17 protein-coding genes are annotated in these 16,484 nt (G+C 60.3%); 4 read left to right on the forward strand and 13 right to left on the reverse strand.

Annotated elements, in window-relative coordinates; genetic code table 11:
* Nucleotides 1-8 precede the first annotated feature (8 nt).
* From E5P2_RS24015 to E5P2_RS24030, 4 genes are all read left to right on the forward strand, one after another.
* On the forward strand, nt 9-845 hold the full coding sequence (locus E5P2_RS24015) for a hypothetical protein (RefSeq protein ID WP_162569636.1): 837 nt from the start codon (nt 9-11) through the stop codon (nt 843-845).
* Nucleotides 846-1,032: 187 nt separating this feature from the next.
* Nucleotides 1,033-1,326, forward strand: coding sequence for a DNA-binding protein (locus tag E5P2_RS37860; protein WP_232080818.1), 294 nt, complete (start codon nt 1,033-1,035; stop codon nt 1,324-1,326).
* A 107-nt stretch (nt 1,327-1,433) separates the two neighbouring features.
* Nucleotides 1,434-2,924, forward strand: coding sequence for a YfjI family protein (locus E5P2_RS24025; protein ID WP_162569637.1), 1,491 nt, complete (start codon nt 1,434-1,436; stop codon nt 2,922-2,924).
* Nucleotides 2,925-3,471: 547 nt separating this feature from the next.
* Nucleotides 3,472-4,518, forward strand: a complete 1,047-nt coding sequence (locus tag E5P2_RS24030; protein ID WP_162569638.1) for an inovirus-type Gp2 protein — start codon at nt 3,472-3,474, stop codon at nt 4,516-4,518.
* A gap of 291 nt (nt 4,519-4,809) precedes the next feature.
* Here the strand turns inward: E5P2_RS24030 and E5P2_RS24035 are convergent, their stop codons facing one another.
* The 13 genes from E5P2_RS24035 to fahA form a co-directional block, all read right to left on the reverse strand.
* Nucleotides 4,810-5,559, reverse strand: coding sequence for a hypothetical protein (locus E5P2_RS24035; RefSeq protein ID WP_162569639.1), 750 nt, complete (start codon nt 5,557-5,559; stop codon nt 4,810-4,812).
* Between the two features lie 99 nt (nt 5,560-5,658).
* On the reverse strand, nt 5,659-6,240 hold the full coding sequence (locus E5P2_RS24040; protein ID WP_232080819.1) for a hypothetical protein: 582 nt from the start codon (nt 6,238-6,240) through the stop codon (nt 5,659-5,661).
* Entirely contained in the window at nt 6,218-7,822 is a 1,605-nt protein-coding gene (gene tnpC, locus E5P2_RS24045) for an IS66 family transposase (protein ID WP_443083527.1), read from the reverse strand. Before tnpC ends, E5P2_RS24040 begins: the two co-directional genes overlap by 23 nt.
* A gap of 52 nt (nt 7,823-7,874) precedes the next feature.
* Entirely contained in the window at nt 7,875-8,222 is a 348-nt protein-coding gene (gene tnpB / locus E5P2_RS24050) for an IS66 family insertion sequence element accessory protein TnpB (protein WP_162569641.1), read from the reverse strand.
* Complete coding sequence (gene tnpA / locus E5P2_RS24055; protein ID WP_162569642.1) at nt 8,219-8,605, reverse strand: IS66-like element accessory protein TnpA; 387 nt, start codon at nt 8,603-8,605, stop codon at nt 8,219-8,221. Before tnpA ends, tnpB begins: the two co-directional genes overlap by 4 nt.
* 45 nt (nt 8,606-8,650) lie before the next feature.
* Nucleotides 8,651-9,307 (reverse strand): helix-turn-helix domain-containing protein, encoded by a 657-nt coding sequence (locus E5P2_RS24060; protein ID WP_162569643.1) that lies wholly within the window; start codon nt 9,305-9,307, stop codon nt 8,651-8,653.
* 620 nt (nt 9,308-9,927) lie between these two features.
* Complete coding sequence (gene nthB, locus E5P2_RS24065; RefSeq protein WP_162569644.1) at nt 9,928-10,542, reverse strand: nitrile hydratase subunit beta; 615 nt, start codon at nt 10,540-10,542, stop codon at nt 9,928-9,930.
* Between the two features lie 53 nt (nt 10,543-10,595).
* Complete coding sequence (gene nthA / locus E5P2_RS24070) at nt 10,596-11,201, reverse strand: nitrile hydratase subunit alpha (RefSeq protein ID WP_162569645.1); 606 nt, start codon at nt 11,199-11,201, stop codon at nt 10,596-10,598.
* Between the two features lie 192 nt (nt 11,202-11,393).
* Entirely contained in the window at nt 11,394-12,641 is a 1,248-nt protein-coding gene (locus E5P2_RS24075) for an NADH:flavin oxidoreductase/NADH oxidase (protein WP_232080820.1), read from the reverse strand.
* Nucleotides 12,641-13,861: an MFS transporter gene (locus E5P2_RS24080; RefSeq protein ID WP_162569646.1), complete on the reverse strand. Its 1,221-nt coding sequence runs from the start codon at nt 13,859-13,861 to the stop codon at nt 12,641-12,643. The genes E5P2_RS24075 and E5P2_RS24080 overlap by 1 nt, the downstream gene beginning before the upstream one ends.
* On the reverse strand, nt 13,858-14,499 hold the full coding sequence (locus E5P2_RS24085) for a 3-oxoacid CoA-transferase subunit B (RefSeq protein WP_162569647.1): 642 nt from the start codon (nt 14,497-14,499) through the stop codon (nt 13,858-13,860). The genes E5P2_RS24080 and E5P2_RS24085 overlap by 4 nt, the downstream gene beginning before the upstream one ends.
* Nucleotides 14,496-15,155, reverse strand: a complete 660-nt coding sequence (locus tag E5P2_RS24090; RefSeq protein ID WP_162569648.1) for a CoA transferase subunit A — start codon at nt 15,153-15,155, stop codon at nt 14,496-14,498. The genes E5P2_RS24085 and E5P2_RS24090 overlap by 4 nt, the downstream gene beginning before the upstream one ends.
* Complete coding sequence (gene fahA, locus E5P2_RS24095; RefSeq protein ID WP_162569649.1) at nt 15,152-16,462, reverse strand: fumarylacetoacetase; 1,311 nt, start codon at nt 16,460-16,462, stop codon at nt 15,152-15,154. The genes E5P2_RS24090 and fahA overlap by 4 nt, the downstream gene beginning before the upstream one ends.
* Between the last annotated feature and the right edge of the window lie 22 nt (nt 16,463-16,484).

A 16,484-nucleotide genomic window follows, 5' to 3' on the forward strand; every position in this document is an offset into this window, starting at 1 on the left:
GAAAGATCATGAACTCACCAAGCATGACCATACAAGAGTTGAAGAAGCTCGACCGCATCAACGCAACGATTCTCGACTTCTTGAAGCTTGAGACGTGGACCATCGCGGCCGGGGCGATGCTGATAAGCGGAGTACAACCTGCAGTACTGGCTACCAAGATCCCTGATGAAGGTAGCCACTTGTCGGACCCGACGCTTCCTGCCTCGTTTGGTCAACTACGCAGCGCTCGTTCAGTAATGGAGGATTGGGCCGACTGCCATGAGGACGATGACGGATCCAGATCCGAAGTTCCGACTGAGGTGGAGCCGATAAAGTTTTTGCGCTGGTGCGAAGACGAATACTTGGGCTCGATACGCCGACCTGAACTCCTTGATCATTTCCTCAGCCTCGCAGGGTTTCAAAATGCGGGACCGGTGCGGCAAGACGCGGTGGTAGCTCGCCTGCTCGAGTTGGAACAGCATGCCGTTGTTGAGAGAAATAGATCGCCTTCGGTCGAAAACGAGACGCCATCGCCACACACCGGCCGATTGCGGCCAGGGCATTTCGTCAAACGAATGGCGGTCTTGGTTGACAGCGGAAAGATCACTTTACCCATCGCAACGGAGATCGCCACCGCCCTCGACAAGACATCTTCCACGGGTATTCGGCAGCCAATGCTCGTTTGGCGGCATCTGCTAGACATGGCCCAGAGCGACGACTTCCCATTGCTCAAGTTCACGGGCCCTAGCACATTGGAGATCCCTTCACTAAAGCGTCCCTGGGCACCGTACACCTATCAAGCATTAGGGCAGTTCCTTCGGCGCAATGAGACGCTTTTACTAGACGAAGAAGGCAACTCGGGCTGAAACGTGACAGGACATTCATGGACGATTATTTCCGCTCATGAACGTTCATCACGACCATTTCGAAGGCACTCAAATTGACACTGGCTCCACGCATCGGGATGGAGCCACGATGACCCACGCAATACGACGTTGACCACGTGACTCCCTCGGCGCGAAGTTTTCTTCAACCCGTTCATAAGGAGCCATCATGGCACTCGACATTCGCGATCAACTCCATCCTGCGGATCACTTCCGCCTCACCACCGACCAGTTTGCGGCCCAGCAACTCGTCGAGCCCCAAACCGTCAGGAAGCAGTACAGCGCTTCTGGTTCGTACCACGGCGTCCGTCCGGTGCGCTTGCGCAATCGCAAACTGCTCTGGCCCGACAACACCATAGCGTGTCTCGCAGCCGAACAACTCGGGACGACCGGACCAACTGTTTCCCCCGTCGGTTCGTGCTGCCACTGCCGCGCACCCTTGGTCAAGTCGCGCGGGAATTGAGGCGCTTATCCCACGTCCGAGCCGCTCGCGCTCTCATCTCAATTTCTCGCCCTCCAATTCCGAGCGCTTAGATCAGCGCCTGGCGCTCTTTCTCGAAAGGCAAATTTATGTCCAAATTCCCTACCCCGAGTCCATATCCCCGCGATCAATTTCCGCCCGAGCTCATCGAACTCAACGACTACTTGGAAAGAAAGACGCACGCTCCGAATGCCCTAATCATTGGCACCCTCCTCGGAATGTTGTCGACCGCTTTCCAGCACCTGTTGCGTGTTGAACGCCCTATTGGTCATCCTGCGCCAATTGGTCTGAACGTCATGACCATCGCGGCCACTGGCGAGCGCAAGACCACGCTGTTCAATCTGCTGCGCAAGCCCATCGATAAGTTCTGCGCAAAGGAGCGCACGCGGTTGGACCGTCTGCATTCCTTCTTCGAAGAGAAGATGTCCGAATGGACTGATGAGAAACAAACCTTGCGGCGCAAGCTGAGTAAGGCACGAGAGTCCGAGGACAAGAGCTTCTATGACCTTATCCGCGAACAGTTGCGCGAACATGAACTTAAAAAGCCGAAGAAGCCGAAGGGCTTCAAACTAGTGACTCAAGATGCGACTCCGCAGGCTATTAAGCAGAATCTGGACGAGTACTTCCCAACCACCAGCATCATCGGGTCCGAAGGCGGCGTAATCTTAGATTCTTTGCTTTTTCAGGATCTTCCACTGCTCAATTCGTTTTTTGGGGGCGAGTCAATCGATGTGGATCGCAAAAATCAGAAATCCGTCCACATCAAAGAGCCCTTGGTCACGATTGTGACTGCCGTGCAATGGGAACTATTGAGCGCCTACATCGAGAAAAAGAAGGAGCTGTTCCAGCACAGCGGATTTTCCGCGCGCTTCTTGATCGCCGAAAGCCCCTCGAACCAGGGCGACCGACTCTTTGTCGACGACTCGCCGCGCACGCCCTTGACGATGTATGAGCAGAGGCTCGACCTCGCCTTGAATATGCTGACTATCCGGGACGATGCTCAGGAATTGCCGGCTCCCTATGTGATTCGCTACAGCCGATCTGCAGCCCCGGTCTTTATGAACTACGCGCGAGAAGTCGAATTGGAGCTTCGTCCCGGCGGCCTGTATACGGACGTTCGCGGTGCCGCGGGAAAAAGCGCAGAAATCGCCTCAAGGATTTCAGCGATACTGCAGTTCTACGAGCACGGTTTTTCCGAAATCGATATCTCCAATGCGGAGCGGGGCGTACAGTTGGCTCGCGTTTATTTGGACGAGCAAAAGCGCCTCTTCGGAACGAATCATGAGCAGCGGCAGCACGAAAAGGACGCGGAGGACCTCGACACTTGGCTGCACCACCAAGCTCAACTCTCTGGCGGTCACCCCTTGATCGCGCAGAACGATATTTTGAAGTTCGGCCCGAACCGACTGCGTAGTAGTCACCGCCGTGACGCTGCGCTCACGGTGCTGCGAGCACGCGGCCGCGTCTGGTGGATGATGCGCAACAAGAAGCACTACGTACGACTCAATCCCGCTTTTTACCGGGTGAGAGTTGACCCGACACTTCCGCCTTGGGGCTTGGGGCCTATGGGCATGATCTGATCACGCTGCTTAGAACTCGCTACTCCCTGCTACTTGTAGCAGGAGTTGCGAGTTTTTTATGCCTTTGTGCTGGCTTGCCGATTCGCAAACGCCCAGAGCGAAGTCCCCAGGGTTATCGACAAAGCCCCCATGATGGATGAGATCCGGCTATCGCTGCACGGCGACAGGCGTACAAAGTGCGCCCTCGGAGTAAAAATAACTCAGACGATCTGATTGGTATGTAGGAACCTATCTCGACGAAGCGTATTTCAAGAAAAAGCGAACTTTCACTGCTTAGTCGGCGACTTTATCGAATTTCCTTCAGCATTAGCATTCGATCGCCCAGCGGGTATTTATGTTATCTCTTTATTATCCCTTTATGTTCAATCCTGATCTCCTACTGTCAATAGGCAAGCTCGACCATTCCTGCCACTAGCTGACTCCACTGATTATTTCCACGAAGACTTTCTCCTTGGCAAAGTTTTGTGAGCGTGCAGTTACCCTCCCGAACAAAGCTGACCCAACTTGAACTCAGCACGCAGATTTCATTTTTTTAAGCGATCCTCACATGTTCCACGATGACTCCGAGCGCGACCTCATGAATGCACATATGCCTCACCGCATGGTGGTAGGGGAAAGCCGACTGGTGCTCACCGATGAGACTACGGCTGCCAAGAATGTGCAGATTGTTGCCTTCGCCGTGCGCGACGCATGCCGGCACGACAACGAGCTTTTTAAGCTCAAGCACCGCAATAACGGTCTTCACACAATTGAATCCACTCGTGAAGGCGCGAAGATCTTGCGCGCGGTGACACAGCAGCTGCCAGCAATCGAAGAGCTGATTCCGGATAATGTCTTTATCCCTTTCGTCGAGCAGCTTCGCAAGCAACTAAATCTGAACCCGGAGCTGCGTGAAATTCCTGCGAATCTCCGTGGGGTGATTGGCCATGAAGCGGTGATGGTCCATCAGTGGCTAACCGAGCTTGTACAGACCTTGAGATCAAACATACGCTGCGAAAATTTTCAACGCGAATTGCACAACCGAAGCAAGCAAACACAAAAAAACCATCGTGAGGGAATCCGCTACATCGACAGAATCTTTAAGAAATGTTCGAAGGTTGTAGTTATTCGCTTGGACTTGGTAACCGGAGGCGAATCTCCTGAGAATCGCGGCATCACGCAGACCGTTGACCTCAAGCAGGCCCGCGCCGAATTCGCGAAGTTTCTGAGACACCTGCGTGAGACGTTCCCTTTGCTTGGATACCTGCGGGAGCTCGAATACGGGCTACATACAGGCTATCACTTCCACATGCTGATTTTCGTCAATGGTCGTCTCAAGCGCGATGGCGTGCGCATCGCACAATCGCTTGGTGAGCATTGGAAAAACGTGATCACTGAAGGCCGTGGCCGGTACTGGAATTGCAACGACCGGCCGAAGGACTACGAGCGCTTCGCGCTGGGAATGACCCTTCGAAAAGATCTGCTTAAGCGCAAGGTGCTCATCGACAAAGTGCTGGACTATTTGACACGCAAACGCTTTTGGATGCGCCTGGAGGGCGTCAAAAAGACCTTTGGCAAGGGCCAGCTGGAATCGTCGCGGCGTGCTCCGGCTTAAGAGCTTCATCCTTGGCAACGAATTTCAGTCGCGTGAGCGGCGGCGCTGACCGTCGGATCTTGCTGTAGCTCTGGCCTGCGCCCGGGTCGCCCCAGGCGCTGCTCATTGCGCTTACTTACGCGGAGGGTTGTTGCCGCGACCACCGCCCGAAGGATTGCCGGTCTTACTGGGTGCGTTCTCGAGGTAGTTCATCATTACGTTCTCCTGATCCCGGTCTTACGTGGACGAGCGGCGCCGAGCCCGGGACCAAAACACCCGTGCCGTTCTAGTGGATTTGTGGCTGGACGCCTTCTAAGGCGTCAATGCGCGGGGCGATCCTGAGCCGGCGTCTTCACGAGCACTGTTCAGAAATGATTGAAGGCGCTCGTGAACCGCCGCAACGCCGACTTGACGCCATGGCGCGAATCTCGGCTCCCCTTCCGAGGGCTGTTCGACAAGAACAATGCTGTAGATCGGGCCCCAACGAGGCGCCGGGTCTCGTTCCAGCATCACACGCAGCGGCGCCTGGAGACTGACCTCAATTCGGCCTGATGCACGAGACAGTCGCCAGAATTCCCACGGCCAGTCCTTCAGGAGCGGAACCAGGTGCTCCCAGAGCTCGGCACTTAGCCAGTTGATGATCAGATCGTGGGCGCAACCGTCGCGTTCAAACGATGCTCGCACCTGTGCGGGAGGGTCATCTAGGCCAAGCTTTGCCAATGCAACGATCTCAGGGCGTAGCTCTGGGCCGTGTTCTTCGACCTCCTTCCGGCTGGGATCTCTTGCGATCGCAAGACGTAGACGGGTGAGATCCGTGGGAATCCGGTACTCCTCCGAAAACCCCTGGACGAAGTTGGCGAGTTCGAAAGCGTCCTTAGGCAGTTGGTCGATCCAGAAGCGATCCAACCAGGTGGGCTGCGTCCATCGCACGCCAGTTTCGGTCGGTTGGGCACGGACGAAGCGAAGCGTTCTCGTCAGCTCCTCGATCCGCGGATGCTGAACTTCGATGCGAAACCACGGCGCCTCATCGTGGAAGGACACACGTGCATCGCTCTCACGCATCCCAAGCGATCGTTCGAGGTCTTGCCTCACCTCCCAAAGCAACGTAAGCGAGGGCTCGGGACCCTCTTGACGGCAGCAGCGCCTTGAGGGACGCAATGATCAGATGTCGAGCACGTGTCGAAGCATGTGGAACGGCACACGCCACGAGTGGCCGTTTCCCGTGTCGACGGTGGCCGTTCGCTGGTTGATGCGAACGACGGTGCCCACCTGGGGTTGAAGGTACTTGTCGTCGAACGAGACCTTCTCACCGCCGCGGAAGTCACTGCGAGAGGCTTTGATCGGCGGAGGTTTCGGCGGTGCTGCGGCCGCTGTCGGGTGTGCAGTCGCAGTCGGCGGCTCGACAGCCGTATAGGGCAGCTTCCACTCTCGCCGCGTGCCTTCCTCATGCAACGTGACCTGCGTGTCCTTCATCGCCACGACCGTGCCGTTGCGCATCTGGCCGTCGCGCCAGTCGAGGAAGCGCACGGTCTGCCCAAGGTTCATGTTCGTGCGCACGGCGATGATCCGTCGCGGATCGGCCAACAGGCGCTCGATGATGGTGCTCAGCTGGAACAGCTCCAGGCTGCTCGCGCGGTTGAGCGCATCGATCAGCTTCGGGTCGGTGCCTTGCAGGTTCACTCTCGTCTTCCTTCGTTTGCGCAGCCTGGTCGCGTGGGGTTCAAGCTGCCAGTCGTTGCTCAACGCGGTGCCCGCCGATGTTCCACGGGAGCAACTCGTCGATGCGGTTGATGGGATGGTCGGCGATGCGTGCGAGCACATCGCGCAGGTACGCCTGCGGGTCGAGCCCGTTCAGCTTGGCCGATTCCACCAGACTGTAAATTGCCGCAGCCCGCTCGCCTCCAGCGTCCGAGCCCATGAAGAGGTAGTTGGATCTTCCCAGGGCCACGCCGCGCAGAGCACGTTCGGCGGCGTTGTTGTCGATCTCGATGCGGCCATCGTTACGGTAGCGAGTCAGCGATGTCCAGCGCCCGAGCGAGTAGCCGATCGCCTTGGCCAGTTCCGACTTCTTCGACACCTTGCCCAGCATGCTCGCGAGCCAGGCACGCAGGTCTTCCAGCAACGGCCCGGCACGGGCTTGTCTCACCTGGCGTCTTACGTCAGGAGGTTGACCCCGGATCTGGGCCTCGATCGCGTACAGCGCCCCAATGCGCTGCAGCGCCTGTTCGGCAATCGAGCCGGGCACGAACCCCTGGCTCTCGTATAGATCCCAGAACGGTCGGCGCGCGTGAGCCCAACAAGATGCTTCGACGACGTGCCCGCTTGCGTAAATCTTGCCGTACCCGCCATAGGCATCGGCCTGCAAGATGCCGCTGTAGTTCGCAAGGTGTGCCTGCGGATGTTCGCCCTTGCGGTTGGGCGAGTACCTATACCAGGCAGCAGGAGGTTCTGCGTTTCCGGCCGGCCGGTCGTCGCGCACGTACACCCACAGCCGGCCGGTCTTGGTGCGGCCCCGACCGGGATCGAGCACGGCCACTGGCGTGTCATCGGCATGGACCTTCTCGCCGGCCAGTACATAGCGCCCAAGAGCGGCCAGCAGCGGGTCGAACAGCTTCTCGCTCTGCCCCACCCAACCAGCCATCGTCGAGCGGTCGATGACGACGCCGTCACGGCCATAGATGCGGCTGAGACGATGCAAAGGGATGTGATCGCAGTACTTGGACACCAGCACGTTGGCCAGCAGCCCAGGGCCGGCCACGCCGCGTGCGATCGGTCGGCTGGGCGCAGGTGCCTGGAAGATCGCTTCGCAAGCAACGCACGCGAGCTTGGGCCGCACATGACGGATCACCTTGAAGCGTGAGGGCACGTACTCCAACTGCTCCGAGACGTCGTGTCCGATCAGGCGAAGACGACCGCCGCAGGCGGTGCAACCACAGGGTTGCCCATTGGCGTCATGGTGATCGTTGCTTGTTTCCGGCCGGTACACCTGGTTCTCGCGCGGCAGGTGGTCGGGGAGTTTGCGATCGATCTGCGGTGCGTTGGCTGCGTCGAGCGCAGCCACAGCGTTCGACGCCGGACGTTCATACAGTGGTTCGCCTTCCAGAAGAGCGATTTGAGGGTCATCGAGCTGCTCGCTGGATGATCCGAACCGCGCCCGAAGGCTGCGCAGCAGTTGCAGCTTCAGCTTGTCGACCATGAGCTTGAGGAGCACCACTTCAGCATCTCGCTCCTCGACCACTCGCAGCAAACCTTCAACGGTGTGGGGCGTGGTGGAGTCGTTGGTCGGCGTCGTCACGTCCTCCACTGTGCCGTGCGTTCGGCGCATCGAACATCGGTGCTATACCGGAGGATTCTTCATACAGTGGTGGCGCACTTGATTACGCTGCAAGCAACGGCTCATGCGTTCGCACGGGCATGCGCCAGTCGATGCCTTCCAACAGCATCGAGAGCTGCGCCGGCGTGAGCGAGATGCCACCAGCCGTGGCCTGCGGCCAGACGAAGCGACCACGCTCGAGGCGCTTGGCCAGGAGCATCAGGCCCTGGCCATCGAACCATAGCACCTTCAGGATGTCGCCTCGCTTGCCGCGGAAGACGAAGACGTGGCCGCAGAACGGATTCGCTGTGAGCGCCGTTTGCACCATGGCGGCCAGGCCGTCAAATCCCTTCCTCATGTCGGTGTGGCCGGCCACGATCCACACGCGCGTGTTCGAGGGAAGGCCGATCACGCGATGGCACCCAGCAGGCGCAGCACGCAGCGCACGCTGGCTTCGTCGACCGCACCGCGCAGTCGAACACGTGCGGCACCAACGTCGATCTCGATGACGCCGCTCGAAGGGCGCGGCGCAACGGCCTTGTTGTTCTTGGTGGCGGCCTCCATCTGCACCGTCACCGGCAATAGCGTCGCAGGCCTTGGTTCTTCGACTGCCGGAGCCTCCTTGCGCAGACGAAGCCGGCGCCAGTTGAACAGGAGGTTCGCATTGATGCCATGCTCTTGCGCGATGGCCGCGACAGACGCGCCAGGTTCGAGGCTGCGATCGACCAATTCCTGCTTGAGCTCTTCGCTGTGCCTGCGCCGGGTGTCCTTGGCCGAAGTGAGTCGCTTGTCCATGTGTGCACGTACCGGTTAAATGCACACATCCAAGTGTGAGCACGATCAGGCGATCCTGCTCACGCCCGCGCGATCTCGCCAGAGGGCCTTGAGGCCACGCTTACAAAGCAACTCGGAAACACCGTGCAAGAGTTCAGTCTTGTATGGTCCGAGCGGCCCAGTTCTGATGAGCAACCAGTGCCCATGGACGCCGATAGGGCGCTGAAGATCCTCCATCGTCCACTCGGTGAGCGCGGCCAATTTGGAGAGCTCGGCCTGGTCCTGACTCAGTTGGGCGGCTTCCAACCGACTGGCAACACTCATTGCCAGGGCCCGAATCGGGTTTTCTTTATCCAGGAACCCTTTCAGGGCTGATTCGAGCAAGGGCGCATCGCCCACCGCGATTCCTCGGAGCCGAATTTCGACCTGATCTACCGTATTCACAGGCACGTCCGGGGCGGCCCCTTGAAGCATCGCCACCGTCGTGCGCAATTCGGCGGCCAGGTGCTTGGCGGTTTCCGGAGTCATCGCACCGGACCGCTCCCAACGCTGATAGCTCCTCTTCATCACGTTCAAGCTCGCCGTCGGCTTGCCGAGCCTTCCATAAACCCGCTCGGCCAAACCAAGCTGCGTCAAGCGCGCGGCCTTACGCATCATGCGCAAACGCGCCGGATCCACACCGAAGGAAGGTCGTCCGCCAGACTGCACTTTGTCGTTTTCCATAGAAGCGATCGTGCTCCGATCTGTTTTTGTCGTCTAGACTTCAAAAAGACGACAAAAACATGAAATCCGGCGCCGCAGACTGCAGAAGTCGCTAGTAGTGCAGCACCGACGCCACCGACGACTTCATGAGAAGTGGCCCTCAAGCCGAGAAATCATTTGCTGGACGGATGGGCCGCGCTTGGTTCCATCGCGAAGGAAATCGAGTAGTTCGGTCCTGAGTTCCATGCCAGCTTGACTGGCGCCGACTACGCTTGACCATGGGGCGTACAGGTGATCAGACCTGCCGCCCGTCGTGAAGCCGACACTTTCGAAGAGCTTCTGTAGCTCTTCCTGACCGGGGGCGCCAGCAGGCATGCTTCCCCGACCAAGTGCTGACAGCCTTGTGTAACGACGCGCCTGTAGAGTTCTGCCATCACCGATATGCGAAGGCGGCGACGCACAGCAAATCATTGATCCAGATCCGGCCGGGACCGAAAGCTGGACACGGTTCAACTGAGTTCCTTCGAGGTTGTCTCATCCAGTTACCCACAAATCAACAACTTGCTAGCGCGACTTTCAAAGCTGTTCCCACGACTTTTCAAAGTTGCTCCGTCAGCAATCCTGCGCTTGATTCCCAGGTGCTAGGCCCTATCAAGGTAGCTCTGATAGACATCGACTACAACCGTGGCGCCTAGCTCCGCGTTGCTCCAGAGCGAAGCGGCCTCGAAGCACACATGGTAGGTTGGCTCATGTTGCGCCGCCTGCAAATGGCCCGCCTCGCCTGGGAACCGCGCCAGAGGAGCTCGACGCAAGACGGTGCCTTCCTTCCCTTGGATGTACCGCGGCGCACGGGTGTGGCCGGCCGTATGAAGTGCTTTGACCTTGACCCGGTCCCCCGCCTCAAAACCGGGATGGTCACGCCTCGCTGCTTCGCCTTCTCCAAGGGGACGCGATACCGGAACCGGACCGCCCGCGCGGGCCTCCAGATCCGCTTGGGAAACTGCACCCGTCTCGACGGCCAACGTGATCATTCCGGCGAGCACCCGCTCGAAGTAAGTCATGCCTATGTACTGCCGTGCCGGCAAGCGCTCGATAGCGTGGCGTCCGGCATCGAACGTCCACATGCCCTTTTCGGCCGCCAGTAGCGCGACCGCATAGCTCACCGGCTCCCACTTGGCGTGGAACGGTCGCTCGTCATGATGAGATGGCATTGGGCCAAACCCTTGAAGCCCACCCAAGTCCTGTACGCCTTCCATGGCACTATCCTTTCATTCCTACGTTCGTCTGCAGCTCGCGCCCTTTTCGTCCACTACCCCCGGGCGTCTTCAACCCGAGGCAGTGCCACGCCGATCAAGCAGTCTTTGGTCACGATTGAGGCCAGCTTGGCCTCGCTCCACCCTTCAGTACCGCTCGGTCGCATCGGAAGGACCATGTAACGCGTCTCCGCAGTGGTGTCCCACACGCGAATCTGCACGTCTTGCGGCAGATCCAATCCCAGTTCGTGCAAGACTTGCCGGGCCTCTCGCACGACACGCGAGCGATATTCGAAGCTCTTGTACCAGTCCGGCGGAAGACCAAGTACCGGCCACGCCGTGCATGAACACAAGGTGCAAACGATGACGTTCTGCAACTGCGGGGTGTTCTCCAATGCCACGATGAAGCCACCCTCCGGGCCGCCATAGCCGAGCTCGCGGCAGGCTGCGGTGGCGTCGTCGATCAGCAACTTTCGATAGGCGGGATCAACCCACGCACGCGCAACAATGCGCGCGCCGTTTTCGGGCACCCAGTGGTCAAACGTCTCCTCCCACTGCTCCACGTAGCCCTCCGGCATGATGCCGTTGGCCTGCAAGGCCTCCTGCAGGGCACGCGCCTGATCTTCGGCAGACGCAAACTTGGTAGTACTGGCGTGATTCATCGAGGATCTCCTGGATCGTCCGGCGATGGAGGCCGGAATGTGGACTAGCGATGGACGGGATTTTTCTCCAATCAACAACCTTGCGCTTGCCCCAAAGCCGCAGCTTGAGTTGACCAAGTCCGTCAGACATCGCCAAACCAGCGGACGACCGAAGCCCGACAAATGGATCTGGTTCAGACCGGCAGCCTTTCGTCACTCTAGAGAGGCGACAAGATCCTGAGCAGCCTGCGCTCGGGCCCGCGCCAAACCTGGTGCACGCTTGGCAAGCCATACGCCGTGCCGAGCAGGCCAGTGCCGATAGCCCGGATCCGCTCCGAGGGATAGCGCAGCGTGGTGTGCCCAGTACGGGTCGAACAAAGCTTCCCGCCCCAACGCAATCAGGTCAGCTTTACCTTCGGCAAGAACGGCTTCAGCTTGGCTCGCATCGACGATCATCCCGACCGCTTGGGTCTTGATCTGTGCTTCGTTTCGAATTCGTTCCGAGAACGGGACTTGAAAGCCCAGGCCACGCGGTACGGGTAGCGCACGTGTCTCTTCGGTCAAGCCGCCCGACGAGCAGTCGATGACGTCAACGCCGCACCTTGCAAGCTCTCGGGAAAGCTCGATCGAATCCTCGAGGCTCCAGCCGTCCACGCTGCCATCGACCGCCGACAATCTACAGAACAGCGGCTTGCCCGCTGGCCACGCCGCCCGCACCTTGCTCGCGACCTCCAGGGCCAGCCGCATGCGTCCCGCAAGGTCACCACCCCATTCGTCTTGTCGGTGATTTGAATTGGGAGATAGGAAGCTCGCGACCAGGTAGCCATGTCCGAAATGCAACTCTACGACGTCGAACCCCGCCTTGTCGGCACGCACGGTTGCGTCGACGAAGCTCTGCACGACCTCGGCGATCCCGTCTGCGTCAAGGGCGACTGGAGCGGACCAACCCGGACCTGCCGCCAGGGCGCTGGGGCCGAGTCGCTCCCAAGGTTCTGCGTCGGCCGCGAGGCGCGATTCCGACAGCGCTGCACCGCCCTCCCACAAAGGTTGGCTGCCCGACTTGCGACCAGCATGCGCCAGTTGCACGCCGATGGCTGCGCCATTGGCATGCACGAAATCGACGACCTCTTTCAATGCTTCGATGTGGCTGTCCTTCCAGAGACCCAGATCGGCAGTCCCGATGCGCCCACGGGGATCGACGGCAGTACTCTCGGTCAGGATCAGCCCCGCTCCGCCTAGCGCAAACTTTCCGAGGTGCACCAAGTGCCATGGCGTCGCATGTCCCGCCTCGGCGGCGTGCTGGCACATGGGAGAGATCACGACTCGATTCTTCAGCTCCAGTTCGCGCAGACGAATCGATTGAAAAAGGAGGGGGGGTTCATGAGGTTTCATGGCAAGACTTTCTGATCGAAGAGAAAGGGCAGCCGCAGTGGCGGTTGGACGCATTTCGCTCTTGGACATCAGGCCGCCTTCAGGAGCCTGTGGCGCCCTCTGACCAGGAACGCGAATGCGCCACCAAGCAGAGGAAGTCCCAAGGCAGAAGACGCGAAGACCATCGATGAAGAGAACCGGTCGATGACCCACGCTGCGTAAAGGATGCCGAGCGACTGACCGAGAAACAGAACGCATGCGAACAACGAAACCGCAGTGCCACGTGCAGCAGGCGCCATCTGGGTTGCATTGGTTTGCAGGGTGTTGTGCAGTGCATAGAAGCCGAATCCGCCGACTAGGCAGGCCGGCAGTGCCCAAGGCCAGGACGGTGCAAACGCGACCGTCGCGAATGCGAGGCCCATGCACGCTCCTCCGAGCCTCGCGAGTCCTGCTTCGCCGAAGCGACGCAACAATGCGCGGGCACAGCGGCTGTACAGCAGGCCTCCTACGCCATAGAGCGCAACGACGGCGCCAGCCGCAGGCATCGTCAGATGGAAGGTCGCATGCAGATGGGAAGGGATGAAGGCAAGCGCGCTGAACGCCAACGCTCCTTCGATGCAGGTGATGACCAAGACCATCCTGGCCCATGGCTTGGAAAGAACATCCAGCACACGGCGTCCAATGCTTCCGGCATCTGCAGTTCTGAAATGCGCAAGAGCACTCACCTTTCTCGTCAACATGGTTCCGCTGACCAAGAAGATCAGTGCGAGAACGGCGAACGCCGATCGCCAGCCGAAGAGCTCGGAGAGAAGTCCGCCAAACCACTGACCGCAGACCATTCCCAACACCGTGGCGCCCAGGAGCCTTGCCAGCACTTCCTGGCGAAGCTCATAGGCAACGCTGTCGCCGATCCACGCCATCGTCAACGGAATGATTCCGGCCGCCGCCATTCCCGTCAGGCCGCGGCTGCCAACCAGCCAATCCAGATTCGGCGACAACGCGGCTGCCACGCATCCGACCGTGCAGGCCAAGGTCGCGAAGCCGACCACACGCGCCTTGCCGTGGCGATCACCCAAGGGACCGTAGAAGAGTTGAAGTACACCGTAGGACAAGGCAAAGGCCGAGATGGCCCGAGCGGCCTGCCCCGTAGTCGTCGAGAACTCCCTCGCCAACGAGGGAAGCATGGCATCGCAGATGCGCATGGAAGCCATGCTTGCAAATGCGCACAGGCTGAGCAGCCCAAGCGTCCTCGAATCGATTGGAGGATGAGTCACGGCTCCTTCAGCTCCGCCGGCAACAACCGTCCTCATGGCACCAAACCCGGAGCCAGGATCAGACCGGCGTCAGTGGCATCGACAACCTCGCGGACCGAAATGCCGGGCATGACCTCTTCGAGTACCAGCCCCTCCTCCGTCGGCCGAATGACGGCAAGCTCGGTGACGACGAGATCGACACGCCTGACTGAAGTGATGGGAAGGCTGCAACGCCGCACGATCTTTGAGCCCGTCTTCGATCGATGAGTCATCGCCACGATGACCCGACGGGCGCCGGTGACGAGATCCATTGCGCCGCCCATGCCGGGGATCATCGAACCGGGAACCATCCAATTGGCAAGCTGGCCGAGTTCATCCACCTCCAGTCCACCAAGCACCGTCACATCCAGGTGCCCGCCGCGAATCATTCCGAACGAGAACGCGGAATCGAACGCACAGGCACCAGGAAGTGCTCCGACCGGGCGCCCTCCCGCGTCTGTCAGGTTGATGTCCTCGAAGCCCTCACCCGGCAAAGGGCTCATGCCCATGATTCCATTCTCTGAATGGAAGAAGACATGAAGCGAAGGAGAAAGGTAGCGAGCCACAAGCGTAGGTAGGCCGATCCCGAGGTTGACGCGGTCACCATCCTTGAGCTCTCGCGCGACGCGACTTGCAATCACCTCTTTGTCGTTCATGCGACTCGCTCCTTTCCGACGAGGACCTGCACGAGCACACCCGGCGTCACGACGCAGTCGGGAGCGATCATTCCGACAGGCACGATGCTTTCGGCTTCGGCGATCGTCGTTGTCGCCGCCATGGCCATCAGGGGATTGAAATTGCGCGCCGTGAGCGTGTACTCGAGGTTTCCGTAGTAGTCCGCGCGTTTGGCGCTGATCAGCGCGAAGTCCGCCTTCAAGGCCGTTTCGAGCAGATAGGTGCGGCCGTCCACCTCGAGCGTTCGCTTGCCCTCGGCGACCAGCGTGCCGACGCCGGTCGGTGTCAGGATCCCACCGAGCCCGAAGCCGCCGGCGCGGATCCTTTCTGCCAGAGTGCCTTGAGGGACGAGTTCCACTTCAAGGCTGCCGTCGAGCATGAGGCGCTGGGTCACGGCGTTGGTACCAATGTGACTGGCGACGATCTTCGCAACCAGACCCGCGTCAATGAGCCGGCCGACACCGACGCCAGGGCGCGCCGTGTCGTTACTGATGAGCGTGAGCCCGCCGCGTCGCTGGCGGACCAGCTCCTGGATCAGCCGAGGCGGACATCCAACCCCCATGAACCCGCCCACCATTACGGTAGCCCCGTCGGGGATCATCGCGACGGCCTCGTCGAGCGGGATGGCCTTCTTCATCTTGCTTCGACGGTGCCGACCACTTCGCCCAGCCCGATGCGTACCGCGCCAGGGCATTCGCACCAGCCGCGCATCACCAACGTGTCGCCGTCCTCCAGGAAGCTGCGTCTCTCGCCGTTAGTAAGCTGGATTGGCAGCTTGCCGCCGGCTGTCAACTCCATCAGCGAGCCGGCCTCCTCCGCATCGGGACCCGACAGCGTGCCCGAGCCCAGCAGGTCGCCGGGCTGCAGATTGCAGCCGTTCACCGTGTGGTGGGCGATCAGCTGCGCCGGCGTCCAGTAGGCGGCGCGGGCGCTGTTGGTGCGCGACAGCCGAACCGGTGCCTCGCCGGCTTCACGCATCCTGGCGGTCTGCAGCAGGACTTCGAGCTCGATCGAGAATGCGCCCTGCGTGCGATTCGCCTCCGAGTCCAGGTACGGCAGCGGCTGCGGATCTCCGGCCGGACGCTCGAATGCCACGCGGAACGGCGCCAGTGCCTCGGTCGTGACCACCCAGGGCGAGACCGTGCTTGCGAAGTTCTTCGACAGGAAAGGCCCCAGCGGTTGGTACTCCCAGCCTTGGATGTCGCGCGCCGACCAGTCGTTGAAGAGCGTCACGCCGAAGAGGTGCGCCTCGGCCGCGCCGATGCCGATCGGGTCGCCCTGCGCATTGCCCTGGGCGGTGAACCAGCCCAGCTCCAGTTCATAGTCCAAGCGCTTCGACGGCCCGAAGCTGGGCGCGTCGGCGTCGGGCGCCTTGGTCTGACCGTGCGGCCGTTTGAAGCGCTGGCCGCTGACGCCGATGGACGAGGCCCGTCCGTGGTAGCCGATCGGCACCCACTTGTAGTTCGGGAGCAGCGGGTTGTCCGGACGGAACTGCTTGCCGACCGTGGTCGCGTGGTGAACGCTGGTGTAGAAGTCGGTGTAGTCGCCGATGCGGCAGGGTACGTGCATCGTGGCCGCCGACTGGGCGACCAAGGCCGACTCCCACTCCGACTGGCGAGCGCTCCCCTCGGCCAAACCGCCCGAGATCAGTGCGCGCAACGCGCGTCGCTTTTCCGGCGTGGCGACCATCAGCGCATTCATGTCGTCGGTATCGATCAGGCCCGCGCGGCGCAGGTCAAGGATCCGGTCGCCGATCGCTGTGCCGATGCGCGGCGCGGCGTCGCTGCCGTGGCTGAAGCGGCCGAAAGGCAGGTTCTGGATCGGGAAGTCACAGCCCGCTTCGTTGGCCGAGTCGACCCAACTGCGCAACTTCGGGTCGAGAGTGGCGTCGAGAGCGATCGTGCTCCGAATGGCCGACTCGCGGAATTCGTTCAAGGTGGTCATGGGAGGCTCACGCATTTCTTGT

It is taken from the genome of Variovorax sp. SRS16 (assembly GCF_901827165.1).
Classification (GTDB): Bacteria; Pseudomonadota; Gammaproteobacteria; order Burkholderiales; family Burkholderiaceae_C; genus Variovorax.

Bases quoted from the DNA above. Each gene is read 5' to 3' on its own strand.
- E5P2_RS24075 (WP_232080820.1), bottom strand. From the start codon at position 12,641: ATGTCCAAGAGCGAAATGCGTCCAACCGCCACTGCGGCTGCCCTTTCT.
- tnpA (WP_162569642.1), bottom strand. From the start codon at position 8,605: ATGGACAAGCGACTCACTTCGGCCAAGGACACCCGGCGCAGGCACAGC.
- E5P2_RS24085 (WP_162569647.1), bottom strand. From the start codon at position 14,499: ATGAACGACAAAGAGGTGATTGCAAGTCGCGTCGCGCGAGAGCTCAAG.
- E5P2_RS24015 (WP_162569636.1), top strand. From the start codon at position 9: ATGAACTCACCAAGCATGACCATACAAGAGTTGAAGAAGCTCGACCGC.
- E5P2_RS24060 (WP_162569643.1), bottom strand. From the start codon at position 9,307: ATGGAAAACGACAAAGTGCAGTCTGGCGGACGACCTTCCTTCGGTGTG.
- tnpC (WP_443083527.1), bottom strand. From the start codon at position 7,822: ATGCGCCGAACGCACGGCACAGTGGAGGACGTGACGACGCCGACCAAC.
- E5P2_RS24035 (WP_162569639.1), bottom strand. From the start codon at position 5,559: ATGCGTGAGAGCGATGCACGTGTGTCCTTCCACGATGAGGCGCCGTGG.
- nthA (WP_162569645.1), bottom strand. From the start codon at position 11,201: ATGAATCACGCCAGTACTACCAAGTTTGCGTCTGCCGAAGATCAGGCG.
- E5P2_RS24080 (WP_162569646.1), bottom strand. From the start codon at position 13,861: ATGAGGACGGTTGTTGCCGGCGGAGCTGAAGGAGCCGTGACTCATCCT.
- E5P2_RS24090 (WP_162569648.1), bottom strand. From the start codon at position 15,155: ATGAAGAAGGCCATCCCGCTCGACGAGGCCGTCGCGATGATCCCCGAC.
- E5P2_RS24025 (WP_162569637.1), top strand. From the start codon at position 1,434: ATGTCCAAATTCCCTACCCCGAGTCCATATCCCCGCGATCAATTTCCG.
- fahA (WP_162569649.1), bottom strand. From the start codon at position 16,462: ATGACCACCTTGAACGAATTCCGCGAGTCGGCCATTCGGAGCACGATC.
- nthB (WP_162569644.1), bottom strand. From the start codon at position 10,542: ATGGAAGGCGTACAGGACTTGGGTGGGCTTCAAGGGTTTGGCCCAATG.
- E5P2_RS37860 (WP_232080818.1), top strand. From the start codon at position 1,033: ATGGCACTCGACATTCGCGATCAACTCCATCCTGCGGATCACTTCCGC.
- E5P2_RS24030 (WP_162569638.1), top strand. From the start codon at position 3,472: ATGTTCCACGATGACTCCGAGCGCGACCTCATGAATGCACATATGCCT.